17 protein-coding genes are annotated in these 16,893 nt (G+C 45.3%); 15 read left to right on the plus strand and 2 right to left on the minus strand.

Features of this window, described 5'->3' with window-relative positions; all coding sequences use genetic code 11:
- The first annotated feature begins 1 nt into the window (after nt 1).
- The 4 genes from DWX43_RS17535 (at nt 2) to DWX43_RS17550 (ending at nt 6,224) form a co-directional block, all read left to right on the plus strand.
- Nucleotides 2–2,260 (plus strand): glycogen/starch/alpha-glucan phosphorylase, encoded by a 2,259-nt coding sequence (locus tag DWX43_RS17535; RefSeq protein WP_118621253.1) that lies wholly within the window; start codon nt 2–4, stop codon nt 2,258–2,260.
- A 69-nt stretch (nt 2,261–2,329) separates the two neighbouring features.
- Nucleotides 2,330–3,796, plus strand: coding sequence for a 4-alpha-glucanotransferase (malQ, locus tag DWX43_RS17540; protein WP_109729722.1), 1,467 nt, complete (start codon nt 2,330–2,332; stop codon nt 3,794–3,796).
- 9 nt (nt 3,797–3,805) lie between these two features.
- Nucleotides 3,806–5,599, plus strand: a complete 1,794-nt coding sequence (locus DWX43_RS17545; protein ID WP_118621254.1) for a glycoside hydrolase family 13 protein — start codon at nt 3,806–3,808, stop codon at nt 5,597–5,599.
- Nucleotides 5,589–6,224 (plus strand): sugar O-acetyltransferase, encoded by a 636-nt coding sequence (locus DWX43_RS17550; RefSeq protein ID WP_243099376.1) that lies wholly within the window; start codon nt 5,589–5,591, stop codon nt 6,222–6,224. Before DWX43_RS17545 ends, DWX43_RS17550 begins: the two co-directional genes overlap by 11 nt.
- Nucleotides 6,225–6,331: 107 nt before the next feature.
- Here DWX43_RS17550 and DWX43_RS17555 read toward each other — a convergent pair whose 3' ends face one another.
- Together DWX43_RS17555 and DWX43_RS17560 are read right to left on the minus strand one after the other, a co-directional pair.
- Nucleotides 6,332–6,883: a hypothetical protein gene (locus DWX43_RS17555; protein ID WP_118621255.1), complete on the minus strand. Its 552-nt coding sequence runs from the start codon at nt 6,881–6,883 to the stop codon at nt 6,332–6,334.
- Between the two features lie 38 nt (nt 6,884–6,921).
- Nucleotides 6,922–7,281, minus strand: coding sequence for a metal-dependent transcriptional regulator (locus DWX43_RS17560; protein WP_118621256.1), 360 nt, complete (start codon nt 7,279–7,281; stop codon nt 6,922–6,924).
- Between the two features lie 284 nt (nt 7,282–7,565).
- On the opposite strand from DWX43_RS17560, the gene DWX43_RS17565 reads away from it, so the two are divergent.
- The 11 genes from DWX43_RS17565 to DWX43_RS17615 all read left to right on the plus strand — a co-directional run bounded on the left by DWX43_RS17565 (nt 7,566) and on the right by DWX43_RS17615 (nt 16,891).
- On the plus strand, nt 7,566–7,781 hold the full coding sequence (locus DWX43_RS17565) for a FeoA family protein (protein ID WP_109729718.1): 216 nt from the start codon (nt 7,566–7,568) through the stop codon (nt 7,779–7,781).
- Nucleotides 7,782–7,796: 15 nt separating this feature from the next.
- Entirely contained in the window at nt 7,797–8,018 is a 222-nt protein-coding gene (locus tag DWX43_RS17570) for a FeoA family protein (protein ID WP_109729717.1), read from the plus strand.
- 139 nt (nt 8,019–8,157) lie between these two features.
- Nucleotides 8,158–10,341, plus strand: a complete 2,184-nt coding sequence (feoB, locus tag DWX43_RS17575) for a ferrous iron transport protein B (RefSeq protein WP_118621257.1) — start codon at nt 8,158–8,160, stop codon at nt 10,339–10,341.
- Between the two features lie 27 nt (nt 10,342–10,368).
- Complete coding sequence (locus DWX43_RS17580; protein WP_109729715.1) at nt 10,369–10,509, plus strand: FeoB-associated Cys-rich membrane protein; 141 nt, start codon at nt 10,369–10,371, stop codon at nt 10,507–10,509.
- Nucleotides 10,499–10,909 carry a transcriptional repressor gene (locus tag DWX43_RS17585; protein WP_242995939.1) on the plus strand — a complete coding sequence of 137 codons (411 nt, stop codon included), beginning with the start codon at nt 10,499–10,501 and terminating at the stop codon, nt 10,907–10,909. The genes DWX43_RS17580 and DWX43_RS17585 overlap by 11 nt, the downstream gene beginning before the upstream one ends.
- A 90-nt stretch (nt 10,910–10,999) precedes the next feature.
- Complete coding sequence (locus DWX43_RS17590; protein WP_118621259.1) at nt 11,000–11,200, plus strand: hypothetical protein; 201 nt, start codon at nt 11,000–11,002, stop codon at nt 11,198–11,200.
- Nucleotides 11,190–12,923: an ABC transporter ATP-binding protein/permease gene (locus DWX43_RS17595; RefSeq protein WP_118621260.1), complete on the plus strand. Its 1,734-nt coding sequence runs from the start codon at nt 11,190–11,192 to the stop codon at nt 12,921–12,923. The genes DWX43_RS17590 and DWX43_RS17595 overlap by 11 nt, the downstream gene beginning before the upstream one ends.
- The gene (locus tag DWX43_RS17600; protein WP_118621261.1) at nt 12,924–14,582 is read left to right on the plus strand and encodes an ABC transporter ATP-binding protein; all 1,659 of its coding nucleotides are present in this window, start codon (nt 12,924–12,926) and stop codon (nt 14,580–14,582) included.
- A gap of 16 nt (nt 14,583–14,598) precedes the next feature.
- Nucleotides 14,599–14,880, plus strand: coding sequence for a DUF2325 domain-containing protein (locus DWX43_RS17605; protein ID WP_118621262.1), 282 nt, complete (start codon nt 14,599–14,601; stop codon nt 14,878–14,880).
- Nucleotides 14,881–15,117: 237 nt separating this feature from the next.
- Complete coding sequence (locus tag DWX43_RS17610; protein WP_118621263.1) at nt 15,118–15,840, plus strand: phosphatase PAP2 family protein; 723 nt, start codon at nt 15,118–15,120, stop codon at nt 15,838–15,840.
- The gene (locus DWX43_RS17615; RefSeq protein ID WP_109729707.1) at nt 15,830–16,891 is read left to right on the plus strand and encodes a lysylphosphatidylglycerol synthase transmembrane domain-containing protein; all 1,062 of its coding nucleotides are present in this window, start codon (nt 15,830–15,832) and stop codon (nt 16,889–16,891) included. Before DWX43_RS17610 ends, DWX43_RS17615 begins: the two co-directional genes overlap by 11 nt.
- Nucleotides 16,892–16,893: the final 2 nt, after the last annotated feature.

The raw sequence follows: 16,893 nt of genomic DNA on the forward strand, positions 1-16,893 counted from the left end.
AATGGAACAGGCATTGGAAATGATGTTGAAGGAAAGATTCAACAAGAGTATTGCAGAAGCATCAAAGGAAGAGATTTATGCGGCCCTTTTGTATGTGACGAAAGAAAAAATGCAGGGGATGAAGAGGAATGAGGGGAAGAAAAAGCTGTATTATATATCGGCTGAATTCCTGATCGGCAAGCTGTTATCCAACAACCTGATTAATCTCGGTCTGTTTGAGGAGACGAGGGAGGTACTGAAAAAGCATGGTCACGACCTGACAGAAATAGAAGAAATTGAGCAGGAACCGTCTCTTGGAAACGGTGGCCTGGGACGTCTGGCGGCATGTTTTTTAGACTCCATTGCCACACTCGGGCTTGAAGGCGATGGCGTGGGATTAAATTACCACGATGGATTGTTTTTACAGAAGTTTCATGATAACAAGCAGCAGGAAGAGAAAAATCCGTGGATTACCAGTGACTGCTGGCTGAATAAGACGGATGTCAGCTTTGAAGTGCCGTTTAAGGATTTTACCCTGACTTCAACGATGTATGACATTGATGTACCCGGCTGTCACAGTGGATGTAACAGACTGCACCTGTTCGATCTGGATACGGTAGATGAGTCAATCATCCACGACGGAATCCAGTTTGACAAGGACGATATCAGAAGGAACCTGACGCTGTTCCTCTATCCGGATGACAGTGACGAGAAAGGACAGCTTCTGCGTATCTACCAGCAGTATTTTATGGTAAGCAATGCGGCACAGCTGATACTGAAAGAGGCAGAGGAGAAAGGGATCAACCTGTATCACCTGCATGAACATGTCTGCATCCAGATCAACGATACACATCCGACAATGGTCATACCGGAGCTGATCCGCCTGCTGACACAGAGAGGGTTCAATATAGATACTGCCGTAGACGTAGTGAGAAAGACCTGTGCATACACGAACCATACCATCCTCGCAGAGGCACTGGAGAAGTGGCCGGTTTCTTATCTGGAGAAGGTCGTACCGCACCTGCTCCCGATCATCCGTGAACTGGATGCAAGGGTCAGAAGGGACTACCACGATGAGAGAGTCTACATCATTGACAAACAGGACCGCGTGCACATGGCCCACATTGATATCCACTACGGATATGCGGTAAACGGCGTTGCAGCGCTTCACACAGAGATTCTTAAAGAGTCTGAGCTGAAACCGTTTTATGACATCTATCCGGCGAAGTTCAACAATAAGACGAATGGGATCACTTTCCGCAGATGGCTCGTGCACTGCAATCATGAGTTAGCAGAATATCTGGAAGAACTAATCGGGCCTGCTTATATGGAAAACGCAGACGAACTAGAGAAGCTTCTTTCATACAAGGATGACGAAAAGGTTCTGGACCAGCTAATTGCAATCAAGAAGAATGCAAAGCGGAAACTGAAGGATTACCTGAAAATGTCACAGGATGTTGATATCGATGAAAACGGAATCTTTGACATACAGATCAAACGCCTCCACGAATACAAGAGACAGCAGATGAATGCATTGTATGCTATATATAAATACAAGGAAATTAAAAAAGGAAACCTGCCGAAACGTCCGGTCACAATGATTTTCGGTGCAAAGGCGGCACCCGCCTATACGATTGCAAAAGATATTATCCACCTTCTGCTCTGCCTGCAGCAGCTCATCGACAATGACCCTGCTGTCAGCCCGTACCTGAAGCTTGTCATGGTCGAAAACTATAACGTGACAAAGGCAGAAAAACTCATCCCTGCCTGCGACATCTCCGAGCAGATTTCCCTTGCATCCAAGGAAGCAAGCGGAACAGGCAATATGAAATTCATGTTAAACGGTGCAGTAACACTTGGAACAGAGGACGGGGCAAACGTAGAAATCCACCAACTCGTAGGAGACGAGAATATTTACGTTTTCGGCGAAAAATCAGAAAATGTCATCAAACTCTACGAGACACAAGGCTACTGTTCAGCAGATATCTACGACAACGACCCAATGGTGGAAGAACTGGTAGACTTCATCATCAGCAAAGACCTGATCCGCATCGGCGACCCGGTAAATCTGGGAAGACTATACAAAGAGATCGTAAGCAAAGACTGGTTCATGACACTGCTCGATGTGAAGGACTACATCAAGACAAAAGAACAGATGCTTGAAGATTACGAAGATGAAAAAGCATGGGCGAAAAAAATGCTCGTAAACATCGCAAAAGCCGGCTTCTTCTCATCCGACAGGACCATCGCGGAATACAACAGGGACATCTGGCATTTGTAGGGGTCAGACCCTTTTGCGCTCCATTTTCAGAATATTCTTAAAATATGAGGTAGGATAAAGGAGATAATCATGAGGAAAACAGGGATTTTGATGGCAGTTTCTTCTCTTCCGTCGAGGACTGGCGTGGGGGAACTGGGGAAGGAAGCGTATCGTTTTATTGAGCTTCTGAAGGAAAATAGTGTGAAAATTTGGCAGATTCTTCCGCTGAATCCGGTGGGATATGGAAATTCTCCGTACCAGCCGTATTCCTCCTGTGCGGGAGATGAACTTTATATTAGTCTGGATATGCTGTATGAGGATGGGCTGCTGAGTGAGCTGCCCCCCTCATTCAATGAACATGCAAAAAGTGTGGATTATGATGCGGTACGTGTGTTTAAGGAAACATACTTAAGAGAGGCGTTTCGTAATTTCTGTGAGAAGGAATGGCTTCAGGAAGAGGATTATCAGGAATTTGCGTCTCAGGACTGGGTTTATGAGTATGGTGTGTTCCGTGCTTTGAAAGTGGCAAACGGTGGGATATGCTGGAATGAGTGGAGGCAGGAAGATAAGGACTGGCCGGCGAAGAGGACGGAACTGGCGGAGGAGATCGAACTGGAGGCACAGTACCATATGTTCCTGCAGTATTTGTTCTACACCCAGTGGATGCAGGTAAAAGACGCCGCAAATGAAAGCGGCATCGAGATCATGGGAGATGTACCGTTTTATGTAGGCGTGGATTCTGTGGACGTCTGGGCAGGAAAAGACAACTTCCTTCTGGATACAGACGGCAGGCCGGTTTTCATTGCAGGAGTACCGCCGGATTATTTCAGCGCTACCGGCCAGAGATGGGGCAATCCGATCTATGACTGGGAATATATGAAGGAACAGAACTATCAGTTCTGGGTGGACCGGATTGGTTACAGCAGCAGGCTGTTTGATATTATCCGCATCGACCATTTCCGTGCGTTTGACACGTTCTGGAAGATTCCTGCCACATGTCCGACAGCGGTCGAGGGTGAGTGGATCGAGGCGCCGGGCTATGAGGTGATCGATACTTTAATCGAAAAAATCCCCGGGCTGAATCTGGTGGCGGAGGATTTGGGAGATCTCCGTCCGGAGGTACTGGAACTCAAAGACCACTACCACTTAAAAGGAATGAAGGTTCAGGTATTTTCGATCGAAACAAAAGGAAAATTCGCATATGACAGTTTCCATGATGTAGAAAATATGATCATTTATACAGGCACCCACGACAACGATACACTGATGGAGTGGTATCAGGGACTGACAACTGCTGCAAAGAGGAAGGTGCGCCGGTTCCTGAAACGCGAAGGATTTAAGCAGGGTTCCGTGAAAGATCGTCTGCTTGCATACACACTGGCATGTAAGGCCGAATATGCGGTCATCCCTATGGTGGATATTATTGGGCAGGGAAAAGAAGGCCACATGAATACTCCGGGGACGGTCGGATCACCGAACTGGGAGTGGCGTATGCCTGACTTCGCAGAAGCGGAAAAGGAACTTAAGGTTTACAGAAAACTGATCATAAACAGATAAGGGGCTGCTATGGATTTTACAGGAGTTTATCACAGAACATCAGAGCAGATGAGCTACGCACAAAATGAAAATGAACTGGTCATAAACCTGAAGACAGGATACGATGTAAAACAGGTTTTCATTCACCACGGCGACCCTTATGATGCAGGAATATTAGGCGGAAATGAGGTATGGCACGGGAAGAGGGAAGAGATCTGTTTTAAAAAACGGCTCCGGCACCAGCTCTGGTGGACGACAACACTAACGCCGGAATATAAACGGTGTAAATATTATTTTGAGCTGCATACAGATGGTGAAGTCTGGTACTATCTTGAGGATGGATTTCTGACGAAAGAGCAGCTGAACATGAAAGGGAGGATACTGCAGTACTTTATCGTACCGTGGATGAATCCGGCAGATGTTTGCAGGACACCGGCATGGGTCAATGACACCATATGGTATCAGATCTTCCCGGACCGGTTCTGCAACGGGACAACGGAACTAAATACGGGGGATATCAGAACGTGGCAGTCGGGCCCGGCCAAGAATGAAGAGCGCTATGGCGGGAATTTGGAAGGAATCCGAAAGAAGCTCCCTTATCTGAAGGAGCTTGGAATTACCGGAATCTATCTGAATCCTATCATGGAAGCTGAATCCAATCATAAATATGATACAAAAGATTACACAAAGATAGATCCGGATTTTGGCAGTAATGCTGACTTTGGCAGGTTAGTGCAGGAGGCCCATGAGCAGGGGATCAAAGTGATGGCTGATGCCGTATTCAACCACTGCGGACGTAGATTTGCCCCTTGGGTGGATGTGCTTGAAAAGGGAGAAGCATCCCCATACGCGGACTGGTTCATGGTGCAGATATGGCCCATCCCGGATAAACAGGCTGATACAAGGGACGGCAGGTTTTATTCATTTGCATTTGCAGACTGGATGCCGAAGCTGAATACGAACAATGAAGAGGTGATTACATATTTCTGTAAAATATGTGAAGACTGGATCCGTGACTATGATATTGACGGGATCCGTTTTGACGTGGGAAATGAAGTATCCCACAGATTCTTAAAACGGATCAGAGAGCATTTGCACCGCATAAAACCGGACATCTACCTTCTGGGGGAAATCTGGCACGATGCCGGTCCGTGGCTTCAGGGGGACGAGTATGATTCTGTCATGAATTACCCGCTGATGAGCGGCATCCATGAATATTTTCTGGATAAAAGTCTGGATAAATCAGAGTTTGAATATATGATAAACCGCTGTTATACGATGTACATGCAGCAGAACAATAATGTCATGTTTAACCTGCTGGATTCGCATGATACGGAACGGCTGATGAACCGCTTTCACGATCTGGATATCTTTTACCAGCAGCTTGCTGTCCTGTTTACCATGCCGGGAAGCCCGTGCATTTACTATGGGACAGAGATTGCAATGGAGGGAGGTTTCGACCCGGACTGCCGCAGATGTATGCCCTGGGAAGAACTTGGGACAGAGGAAAACCAGAACCGCATCGAAGCAGTGCGTACCCTGATCCGGCTGAGGAAGCAGGAAAAAGCACTGAGAAGCCTGTATTTCCATTTCCCGGAAGAGTATCCACAGCGCAGATGTGTAGAATATATTAAAATAGATTCACAGGGCAGAGAGATAGAAGTACTTTTGAATTGTTCTGAAGAAAAGATAAAAGTAAAAGAGGGAGGAGAAATCCTGTTTGCCAGAAACTTTTCTGAAGGCGTTCTGGAGAGAAACGGAACGCTGGTCCGCAGAAAGAAATCAAACACATGGAATACGGAGGAAATGGAAAATGGAGCATAAAAGGATAGATAACATTAACCGCAGAGACTCAGGAATGGCCTACATTTCAGATGATGCAGTCATGGAAGAACAAAAGGTATGCAGGAAGATTTTGCAGGAACTAAATTTTGCAGACCGCTCTGATTTTGACAAACTTAGCGCAATCGTAAAGGAACTGCTCGGCGAGTCCGAGGATGCGTTCATCAACCCGCCGTTTTACTGTGATTACGGTTCCCACATCAAAGTCGGGAAGAACTTCTTTGCAAACTACAATTGCTCTATTATAGATGTAGCCCCGGTGACAATCGGTGACAACTGCCAGCTGGCTCCAAACGTTGCGATCTATACCGCAGGGCACCCGTTACATCCCGTTTCCAGAAATTCCATGTATGAGTACGGGATTGAGGTTACAATCGGCGACAATGTGTGGATCGGCGGTAATACAGTAATCCTTCCCGGCATACACATAGGGAGCAACACTGTCATCGGTGCGGGCAGCGTCGTGACAAAAGATATTCCGGACTGGTCACTTGCGGCGGGAAATCCATGCAGGGTTATAAGAAAGATCACAGAGGAAGATAAGAAATATTATTATAAAGACAGAGAATTTGATGAAGATGCGTGGGAAGAGATCCAGAAACAGTAAGGCCTGCCAACATGATATTATTTCTGTTATTTATATGATGCATAAAAAGATAAGCCGTCAGATATTTTAATATCCGTCGGCTTATTTGAAACAAACAGGGATTGTTTCTATCTTAGACTATAATTTTGAGATAATTTCAACTCTAAAAATTCTGGAGAGATATATTCTTTATGTTTCCATTCTTTTTCTTGTAAATAATCTTCATCTCTGGTACTGATATATGTATCTGTCAACTCTGTGTAAGGGGCTATCTTTTTTACTACTCTGACTAATTTATTATATACTTTTGTGACAGATTCTGGTCTTGAAATATATGCGCCATCATTATAATATCCAGAGATCACATATAACCGGCTTCTTGAAAGCCATTTTTTGTCATCATTCCTATAAGAAAAATTTGCTTCAATTACGACATTTCCAGAGGAATCATATCCTCCGATACATTCGTCCCCAGATGGTAACTGTCTGGAGTTAAGTTCACCCGCTTCTGGTACATAGAAATAGTAATATTGCTCGTCTTTGGTGACAATATCTAAGGTGTTTCCATATACCAGTTTCCCGCCAACGGATTTTATAATAATGCATCCGGAATCTAATGCCGCTTGTGCAATTGGTAAAAAATCTTCATATCCCAGCCAATAATTAATTTGCTTCCCCATAAGTTATTCCCTTTCCTTCAAACAGGCTTATAATAATGCTACCGGATATGCTTTTTAATCGCATCGAAGCTTTCTTTACTGATTACATGCTCAATCCTGCAGGCATCTTCCGCCGCAGTCCTTTCATCAACACCCAGCCGTACCAGCCAGTCTGTCAGCAGCTCGTGCCGCTCATAGATCATCTCGGCAATCTCGCGCCCTGCATCTGTAAGGGTAATATACCCTTCTTTAGACACAACGATCTGTTCCTTTTCACGCAGATTCTTCATAGCAACACTGACACTGGATTTCTTAAAATTCAGTTCCTCCGCAATATCCACAGAACGTACGACAGGATGCGATTTGCTCAAAATCAGGATCGTTTCCAGATAGTTTTCAGCTGATTCATTCGTTTTCATAGGATGTCACCCCTTCTTTATATGTAGTAAATTAATGTATCTGCTTTAAAAAATATATCAATAACCGTATGGTAACATATTTTAACAAACAGGGCAAATACATAAAATTTTATGGATAAATTCAATATGTAAAGGGCTTACTGATCGAATTATCCTTTCCCGCTATCTCTTCCTTCTTAAAATTGAGAAATATTTTCAACAAAGTACTTGACAATTAATGGAAGTTAGAATATACTAACCTTGTAATTGAAAACAATTATCATTAAAATGGAAAGAAGATGAAGATGATGCCATTAACAATGGTAAAAGAGGGCAAACCCAATATCATCCGCAAAGTCGGAGGAAAAGAAGAGACGAGAAGGTTTCTTGAGAATCTTGGTTTTGTAGTTGGAGGTACAGTCACAGTAGTTTCTTTAATTGGAGGCAATATGATTGTGAATGTCAAGGATTCCAGAGTTGCCATTGGGAAAGATATGGCAAATAAAATCATGGTTGGCTAAGGAGAGGGCAAGAAGATGAAGACATTGAAAGAAGTCCCGTGCGGCGAGACTGCTAAGGTAACAAAACTAACCGGTGAGGGTCCGGTTAAGAGAAGGATTATGGATATGGGAATTACAAAAGGTGTAGACGTATTTGTAAGAAAAGTAGCGCCCTTCGGAGATCCTGTTGAAATCACGGTCAGAGGATATGAATTGTCGGTAAGAAAAGCGGATGCGGAAATGATTCTTGTAGAATAAGGATATTTATTTCTGCATCAAATTTTTGATTAATGGTTAGCGAAAACTAACATAAGACAGGGGTAACGAATTACAAGAGTGTACAAAGCTGAATGTCATTTGTTCTGCGTACGATTGTTGTCAGGAGGAAAGGGTAAAAATGGCTATAAAAATTGCATTGGCAGGAAATCCAAACTGCGGTAAAACAACATTATTCAATGCTCTGACCGGTTCCAACCAGTTTGTTGGCAACTGGCCGGGAGTTACAGTAGAAAAGAAAGAAGGAAAACTGAAAGGACATAAAGACGTCATCATCATGGACCTTCCGGGAATCTATTCGCTTTCTCCATATACACTGGAAGAAGTAGTTGCAAGAAACTATCTGATCAATGACAAACCGGATGCGATACTGAATATTGTAGACGGCACGAACATTGAGAGAAACCTGTATCTTTCCACACAGCTGATGGAGCTGGGAATTCCGGTTATCATGGCTGTTAACATGATGGATGTTGTGGAAAAGAGCGGTGATAAGATACATATTGATAAATTGAGTAAAAAGCTCGGCTGCGAGGTTGTTGAAATATCTGCCCTAAAAGGAAACGGAGTTGCAAAAGCGGCAGAGAAGGCTGTAAAGATTGCCAACAGGAAGGATGCGGCAGTACCGGTACATAAATTTGCACCGGAAGTAGAAAGTGTGCTGGATTCCATTGAAAATAAATTAGGCAGTGATATTCCGGAAGAACAGAAGAGATTCTTTGCCATCAAACTTCTGGAAAAGGATGATAAGATATCCGCCCAGATGAAACGAGTGCCTGATGTGGCCGAAGAAATCGACGCGATTGAAAAAGAGCTGGATGATGATACCGAAAGTATTATTACAAATGAGCGGTATGTTTATATTTCTTCTATCATAAATGAGTGTTATACTAAGATAAGTAAGGGAAAACTATCCACGTCAGATAAGATTGACAGGATTGTTACAAACAGATTCCTCGCCCTGCCGATCTTTGCATTGGTTATGTTTATCGTTTACTATGTATCCGTCACAACGGTTGGAACATGGGCGACTGACTGGGCAAATGACGGTGTATTTGGAGAGGGATGGAGCCTGTTCGGACTTCAGATCCCCGGTATCCCGGTTCTGCTTGAATCCGCACTGAATGCCATAGGCTGTGCAGGATGGCTGCAGGGACTGATTCTGGACGGTATCGTTGCCGGGGTTGGAGCGGTTCTTGGATTTGTACCGCAGATGCTTGTACTGTTTATTTTCCTCGCTTTTCTGGAAGCATGTGGTTACATGGCCAGAATCGCGTTTATCATGGATAGAATCTTCCGCAAATTCGGACTCTCGGGTAAATCCTTCATTCCGATGCTGATCGGAAGTGGATGCGGTGTTCCCGGAATCATGGCTTCACGTACGATCGAGAATGACCGTGACCGCAAGATGACCATTATGACGACGACATTCGTGCCATGCGGGGCAAAACTGCCGATTATCGGCTTGATTGCAGGAGCCTTATTCGGCGGGGCATGGTGGGTTGCACCGAGTGCTTACTTCGTTGGAATCGCAGCAATCATCTGCTCTGGAATTATCTTAAAGAAAACAAAAATGTTTGCAGGCGATCCTGCCCCGTTCGTTATGGAGCTTCCGGCATATCACCTTCCTACTGTTGGGAATGTACTGCGAAGCATGTGGGAACGTGGCTGGTCCTTCATTAAAAAGGCAGGTACGATCATCCTTCTTTCTACAATCCTCGTATGGTTTACTTCATACTTCGGATGGGTTGACGGTAAGTTCAGAATGCTGGAGGATATGGAACTGAATCATAGTATTCTGGCGGCAGTTGGAAATGGGATCGCATGGATATTCACTCCGCTCGGATGGGGAGACTGGCGGTCAGCTGTTGCAGCCATTACAGGCCTTGTAGCGAAAGAGAATGTAGTCGGTACGTTTGGCATCCTTTATGGATTTGCAGAAGTTGCAGAAGAAGGAAACGAAATCTGGGGAACACTTGCAGGAAGTATGACGGCTGTTGCAGCTTATTCCTTCCTCGTGTTTAATCTCCTGTGCGCGCCCTGCTTCGCGGCAATGGGAGCAATCAAGAGAGAGATGAACAATGTAAAATGGTTCTGGTTTGCAATTGGTTATCAGACACTGCTTGCATATGTGGTTTCACTTTGTGTATATCAGATCGGGACCTTCATCACAACAGGCGTATTCGGCGCTGGTGTGGTTGTTGCAATCCTTCTGATTATTGGATTCATCTATTTATTAGTAAGACCATATAAAGAAAGCAGGACTTTGAAAGTAGATTTAAGAAGTGCTGCATCAGCAAAATAGGCATCAGCCGGAAAGGAGGCAGCATTTATGGGCACATTGATTGTAGGAGCTATCGTAGTGGGAGCAGTCGCACTTGTTATCAGGGGAATGATACGTGATAAAAAGAATGGAAAGTCTATTCAGTGTGGCGGTGACTGCAAACATTGCGGAGGACATTGTGGACACTAAAGAAATGATCGTAGAGAGACTGAAAGAGAACGGATGCAGGATTACAAAGCAGCGTCTCATGTTGATCGATATCATTCTGGAAAATGAGTGCCAAAGCTGTAAAGAGATTTACTATCAGGCCGCGCAGGCAGATAAAAGAATTGGCGTTGCTACAGTATACAGGATAGTGAATGCCTTAGAAGAGATCGGGGCAATCAGCAGGAAGAACATGTATAAAGTAGAGTGTGCGAAAGACTCATACGAAGAATGTGCAGAGGAAGGAACCTGCATTGTTGTTCTGGATGATGAAACGACGTACCATCTGACACCCGGCATCTGGAATAAGGTTGTGTCAGAAGGGCTGAAAAGATGCGGTTACCTTAAGAACCAAAGGGTCGCATCCATAAAAATAGAAAAGTAATGCGAAGCGCTTAATGAGAGCCTCTCCCAGTAAGCGCTTTTACTTTGAAAAAAATAAAATGAGAATGATTATCAAAGGAGAAAGCTTAAGATGAAAAAGTATGGCGAGGTTTTGTTTTATATAATAACAGCAATCATGATTCTTTCCGGGTTCTGCATACACCCGCTGGGAGGGGGTCTGGCGGTGAAGATGATACATAAGGTGTCAGGGCTTTTGTTCTGCATTTTCCTGATTACTCATGTGACACGTTACGGGAAAAAGTTAAGGAGGAAGAAAACTCATGTTTCATAAACGTTTGTTGAAAGAATTCAATGATAACCGGAAATACATAGCAGGCATGGTGCTCACGCAATGGGTCACTTTACTTGCAAATGTTGTTCTGATGCTCTTCGCAGCCTCTTTTATTGGACATATGAGTGATGGGAGCCTTACGGCCTCTGATTTTCAAATTATCCTTCTGGCACTGGCGGGGGCTTTGCTTATCCGTGGGATTATGAATACTTGGAACAGCAGGCTTTCCTTTCAGGCTTCGACGGAGGTCAAGAGCAGGCTGCGTGAAAAGATTTACCGGAAACTGATGGAACTGGGAAGCCTCTACCGGGATACCATCGCAACATCCGAGGCCGTCCAGATCAGCACGGAAGGCGTAGACCAGCTGGAAATCTATTTTGGCAAATATATCCCCCAGTTTTTCTACAGCCTTCTGGCTCCGGTTACACTCTTTATCATTGTCGGCAGCATGGACATGAAGGTGGCGGCAGTGCTTCTTTTATGTGTTCCGCTGATACCGCTGTCGATTGTTGCGGTACAGAAGTTCGCAAAGAAAATGCTGAGCCGTTACTGGGGAACTTACACAGAGCTTGGAGATTCTTTTCTGGAGAACCTTCAGGGGCTGACGACGCTGAAAATCTATCAGGCAGACGAAAGATACGCAAAGAAGATGGACGAGGAGGCAGAAAAATTCAGGAAGATTACTATGCGTGTGCTGGTGATGCAGCTGAATTCCATCAGTATCATGGATCTGGTGGCATATGGCGGTGCGGCAGCAGGGATCATACTGGGGATTCTGGCCTATGGAAAGGGCGGCATCAGACTTGAGGAATGTTTCTTTATCATTATGATTTCAGCCGAATTTTTTCTGCCGTTACGTCTGCTTGGTTCGTTCTTCCATATCGCGATGAACGGAAACGCGGCGGCGGATAAAATCTTCCGCCTGCTGGATGCACCTGTCCCTGAAAAAGGCAGTGTTTCAGAGATTCCGGAGAGTTCTGTTGTTTTTGAAAATGTCACATTTGGGTATGACGAAGAGAAAAAAGTGATTCAGGATGTAAATTTCACCGTGCCGGAGGGCAGTTTTACGGCTTTGGTTGGAACATCCGGATGTGGGAAGAGTACGATCGCATCACTGCTTATGAGAAATTATCTGGAATATGGGGGCAATGTAAAAGTTGGCGGTGTCAGCGTCAGAGACATTGATGAGGATGCACTTTATCAAAAAATCACCAGAATACGCCATGACAGCTACCTGTTCAAAGGCACTGTCTGTGAGAATCTGAAGATGGGAAAAGCAGATGCGTCCAGAGAAGAAATGTTGTGGGCGCTGAAGAAGGTGAACCTGTATGAGACCGTGATGGAAAAAGGCGGACTTGACATGGTGCTGGAAGAAAAGGCAGCGAACCTGTCAGGCGGCCAGAAACAGAGACTGGCTCTGGCACGTGCGATCTTACATGACAGTGATATCTACATTTTTGATGAAGCAACCTCCAATATAGATGCCGAAAGTGAAAATCTGATTATGGAAGTCATACGTGAACTGGCCGAAGTGAAGAGCGTGATCCTGATTTCACACAGACTGGCAAATGTGACGTGGGCGGACCAGATTCTGATGATCCAGAACGGGACAATTATCGAGCGGGGAAGCCACAGGCAGCTGATCGAAGAGGGCGGAGAATATGCGAAGCTCTATGAGAGTCAGAAGGAATTGGAAAAATACGCAGGAAAGGGGGCGGCATAGATGAATCATACAAAGAAAAACAGAACTTCACTGCAGGTCATGGCCGGACTGATCGGAATGATAAGGCCGCTCTTAGGACTAATGTTCCTGGCGGTGCTGATGGGATGCGCAGGCAACCTGACTGCTACATTCCTGACTATTTTCGGGGGATACGGGATGCTTGAGGCGGCCGGAGTATATACAGGGCTGTCATTCGGGACAATTGCCGCAGTGCTGGTTGTATTTGCCGTGTTCAGGGGAATCCTGCGTTATGCGGAACAGTCCTGTAACCATTATATTGCATTCAAGCTTCTGGCGAGAATACGGCATCAGGTATTTGCAGCGCTCAGAAAGCTGGCCCCGGCCAAGTTAGACGGCAGTGAAAAGGGAAACCTGATCTCAATCATTACCAGTGATATTGAACTGCTGGAAGTGTTCTATGCACATACGATTTCCCCCATCGCGATTGCCGTGGCCTCCTCGGTCTTTATGGTGGTATTTCTGGGGATGCTTAACCCGGCGGCAGGAGTAGTGGCCTTTGTTTCCTATTTGATAGTGGGGGTGGTCATTCCCGTCAGGAACAGCAGGAAAGGGAAGAAAAGCGGCCGGAACTACAGGGATTCCTTTGGAAATCTGAATACATCGGTTCTGGATAATCTTTACGGGCTGGAGGAACTTCTCCAATACCAGCAGAAAGAGAAACGCATGGCTGATATGGCCGGAAAGACAGAAGCACTTGAAGAAACGGGAAGGAAGCTGAAAAAAGATGAGAACATACAGCGGATTGCAACCGACTGTGTAATCCTTGCAGCGGGAATAGTGATGCTTATCGTATGCGGACTTTTTGTGCAGGCGGGGCAGATGGAATTTTACCAGGGTGTGACTGCCGTCATCGGAATGATGAGTTCCTTTGGTCCTACAGCAGCTCTTTCGGCATTGTCAAATAATCTGAACCATACTCTGGCAAGTGGAAGCCGGGTGCTGGATATTCTGGAAGAGACACCAGTTGTAACGGATAATGAAGAGGGTGTAAAACTGCCCGAAGGTGACGTAGTCTGCCGTAATGTTTCATTCAGCTATGAGGAAACGGACGAAGGAGTGCTGAATGATTTTAACGCGGTTTTCAGACCCGGAAAAATTCATGGAATACTGGGCCGAAGCGGCTGCGGAAAATCAACACTGCTAAAGCTGATGATGCGTTTTTATGAGGCAGGAGAGGGGAGTATTACATACGGGGGAGAGGATGTAAATGAGATCCGCACATCGTCCCTGAGAAAGAAGCTTGCTTATGTAACGCAGGAGACATTCCTGTTCCATGATACGATTGAGAATAATATCAAGATTGCCAATGAGAATGCGACCCGGCCGGAGGTTGAGGATGCGGCAAGGAAAGCATCTATTCATGAGTTCATCATGTCACTGCCAAACGGGTATGACAGCCGGCTGACTGAGCTGGGTGACTGCATCTCCGGGGGCGAGAGACAGCGCATCGGGATTGCCCGTGCATTCCTCCATAAAAGCAGGATGATACTGCTGGACGAACCGACGAGCAATATTGACAGCCTGAACGAGGGTATTGTTCTGAAAAGTCTGGAACGGGAAAAAGAAGACAGGACAATCCTCCTTGTTTCACACAGGAAATCAACGATGGGGATTGCAGACGAAGTGGTTCAGATGTAAAAGTAAGGAGGGCACAATGAGCGTAGTGATAATCGGAGGGCATGACCGTATGGTATGCCAGTATAAGAAAATATGCAAACAGTTCCACTGCAAGGCAAAGGTGTTTACACAGATGTCTGCCGGATTAAGCAAACAGATTGGCAGCCCGGATCTGATCGTATTATTTACGAACACAGTGTCCCACAAAATGGTAAAGTGTGCTGTGGAAGAAGCCGGAAGGTGTAATGCCGATGTTATAAGATGTCATACAAGCAGCAAGAATGCACTCGAAGAAATATTGGGAAATGTCTGCTGTTAATAAGTTGTGGATTACACTTCTTTGGTTTATAAAGAAAAACGTACAGCTCAGGCGCAAAAAGCCTGAGCTGTATTAATATACAATAAATTACAGGAATTTCCCTAAGAAAATCAAAATATATTGGAAGAAATTTGAAAGATTTATTATGAATTCATTAAGAAACCTACTTTACCGGTGCATCTTTCAAAAAGTCTGTTATAATAGTCACTAGACCGAGATAAAAAGGAGTTGGACATCATGGGAAACAGGCTCGGAAAATTAAAGAAAATCATACCGGCATATGCAGTATTTCCTCTGTTATCCTGTTTGGCGGTTAATTTTATTGTTTATATGGGAACGGACCGTATTACAGAAAACTGGAAGCATTATGACCTCACACTTCCGATTGACAGGGCAGTCCCGGTAGTGCCTGCGTTTGCAGCGGTATACTTAGGGTGTTACCTTTTCTGGACTGTAAATTACATAATCATAGCGAGGCAGGGGAAAGAATACTGCATTCGTTTTGCGGTGGCAGACATGATGTCACGACTGATATGCGGGACTTTCTACCTGCTTATGCCTACCACGAATATCAGGCCTGTGCTGGCGGAACCGGGATTCTGGGATTCGGTGCTTTTGTTTGTTTACAGCATTGACCCGCCCACAAGGCTGTTCCCGTCCATCCACTGTCTCGTAAGCTGGTTCTGCTATATCGGGATCCGCCGGCAAAAGAATATACCGAAGGGCTACCGGATGTTTTCCTGCTTTTTTGCACTGCTTGTCTGTGTCTCAACGCAGCTGACCAAGCAGCACTATATTGTAGATGCCATAGCAGGCATCGTACTGGCAGAAGGTACATACTGGCTGGCTTTTCATACGCGGCTTTATCAATATCCCCAGAGGGTATTTGACTGGCTGTATCAGAAATGTTTTCACAGGAGGGTAAGACCTGTGGGAAAGAGAGTGAACTGTGACGAGTAAGAAGAAAAAGATTGCGAACGCGGCATTCGTTGTGCTTGTATTTGCACTGACAATTTACAGTGTATTTAAAGGAGAAGATCTGCGTGCCGTTATCCGGACAATTTTAAAGGCGAATCCACTGTATCTGATTCCCGGGGTGGCGGGGGTGGTCTTCTTTATCTGGGGGGAATCCATCATTATCCATTATATGATGGGCACCCTGAAAATCCATACGAAGAAGTGGACCTGTTTCTTATATTCCTGTGTAGGGTTCTTCTTCAGCGCCATCACACCATCTGCGAGCGGCGGGCAGCCGATGCAGATATATTATATGAGAAAGAATAAAATTCCGGTTCCGGTATCGACATTAGTGCTGATGATTGTTACAATAACATATAAGTCAGTCCTCGTTGCTATCGGACTGTTTGTTGCATTCTTCCAGAGGGGGTTTGTACATAAGTATCTGGAAGGGATTCTGCCGGTGTTTTACCTCGGGGTGGGTCTGAATGTTGCATGCTGCATTGCCATGTCGATTCTGGCATTCCACCCGGCCCTGGCGAAAGGGATTATGATGTGGTGCCTGAAGATTCTGGAACGGCTGCACATTTTAAAGCATAAGCCAAACCGTACAGAGAAACTGTCTGCTTCGATGGACCAGTATAATGCAACGGCGGCGTATTTGAGGACACATGCAGGAGTGATTGTGAATGTGCTGGCCATAACATTTTTACAGAGGTTTGCCCTGTTTTTTGTAACATGGTTTGTGTATAAGGCATTCGGGCTTCACGGGGCACACATCTATGATGTTGTGATGCTGCAGGCGGTAGTGTCGGTATCGGTTGATATGCTTCCCCTCCCGGGCGGCATGGGGATCAGTGAGAATCTGTTCCTGATTATATTCAAAGGCATTTTTGCCGCAGGACTCCTTCTGCCGGGTATGGTTTTAAGCAGGGGGATTGCATACTACGTACAATTGCTGCTCAGTGCGGCAATGACCCTGTTTGCCCATCTTACCATAGGACGCAGACAGAAAGAAGCGGCAGAGAAACCGTGTTGTGAGGCGCAGGGATAAAT

Origin of the sequence: Clostridium sp. AF19-22AC, assembly GCF_003479085.1 — a bacterium.
GTDB classification, from domain to species: domain Bacteria; phylum Bacillota; class Clostridia; order Lachnospirales; family Lachnospiraceae; genus Faecalicatena_A; species Faecalicatena_A orotica.

Excerpts from the sequence above, each read along its gene's own strand:
- DWX43_RS17590 (WP_118621259.1), top strand. The coding sequence starts at position 11,000 with ATGAAAAAGTATGGCGAGGTTTTGTTTTATATAATAACAGCAATCATG.
- DWX43_RS17605 (WP_118621262.1), top strand. The coding sequence starts at position 14,599 with ATGAGCGTAGTGATAATCGGAGGGCATGACCGTATGGTATGCCAGTAT.
- DWX43_RS17570 (WP_109729717.1), top strand. The coding sequence starts at position 7,797 with ATGAAGACATTGAAAGAAGTCCCGTGCGGCGAGACTGCTAAGGTAACA.
- DWX43_RS17595 (WP_118621260.1), top strand. The coding sequence starts at position 11,190 with ATGTTTCATAAACGTTTGTTGAAAGAATTCAATGATAACCGGAAATAC.
- DWX43_RS17550 (WP_243099376.1), top strand. The coding sequence starts at position 5,589 with ATGGAGCATAAAAGGATAGATAACATTAACCGCAGAGACTCAGGAATG.
- malQ (WP_109729722.1), top strand. The coding sequence starts at position 2,330 with ATGAGGAAAACAGGGATTTTGATGGCAGTTTCTTCTCTTCCGTCGAGG.
- DWX43_RS17560 (WP_118621256.1), bottom strand. The coding sequence starts at position 7,281 with ATGAAAACGAATGAATCAGCTGAAAACTATCTGGAAACGATCCTGATT.
- DWX43_RS17535 (WP_118621253.1), top strand. The coding sequence starts at position 2 with ATGGAACAGGCATTGGAAATGATGTTGAAGGAAAGATTCAACAAGAGT.
- DWX43_RS17600 (WP_118621261.1), top strand. The coding sequence starts at position 12,924 with ATGAATCATACAAAGAAAAACAGAACTTCACTGCAGGTCATGGCCGGA.
- feoB (WP_118621257.1), top strand. The coding sequence starts at position 8,158 with ATGGCTATAAAAATTGCATTGGCAGGAAATCCAAACTGCGGTAAAACA.
- DWX43_RS17610 (WP_118621263.1), top strand. The coding sequence starts at position 15,118 with ATGGGAAACAGGCTCGGAAAATTAAAGAAAATCATACCGGCATATGCA.
- DWX43_RS17555 (WP_118621255.1), bottom strand. The coding sequence starts at position 6,883 with ATGGGGAAGCAAATTAATTATTGGCTGGGATATGAAGATTTTTTACCA.
- DWX43_RS17545 (WP_118621254.1), top strand. The coding sequence starts at position 3,806 with ATGGATTTTACAGGAGTTTATCACAGAACATCAGAGCAGATGAGCTAC.
- DWX43_RS17565 (WP_109729718.1), top strand. The coding sequence starts at position 7,566 with ATGATGCCATTAACAATGGTAAAAGAGGGCAAACCCAATATCATCCGC.
- DWX43_RS17580 (WP_109729715.1), top strand. The coding sequence starts at position 10,369 with ATGGGCACATTGATTGTAGGAGCTATCGTAGTGGGAGCAGTCGCACTT.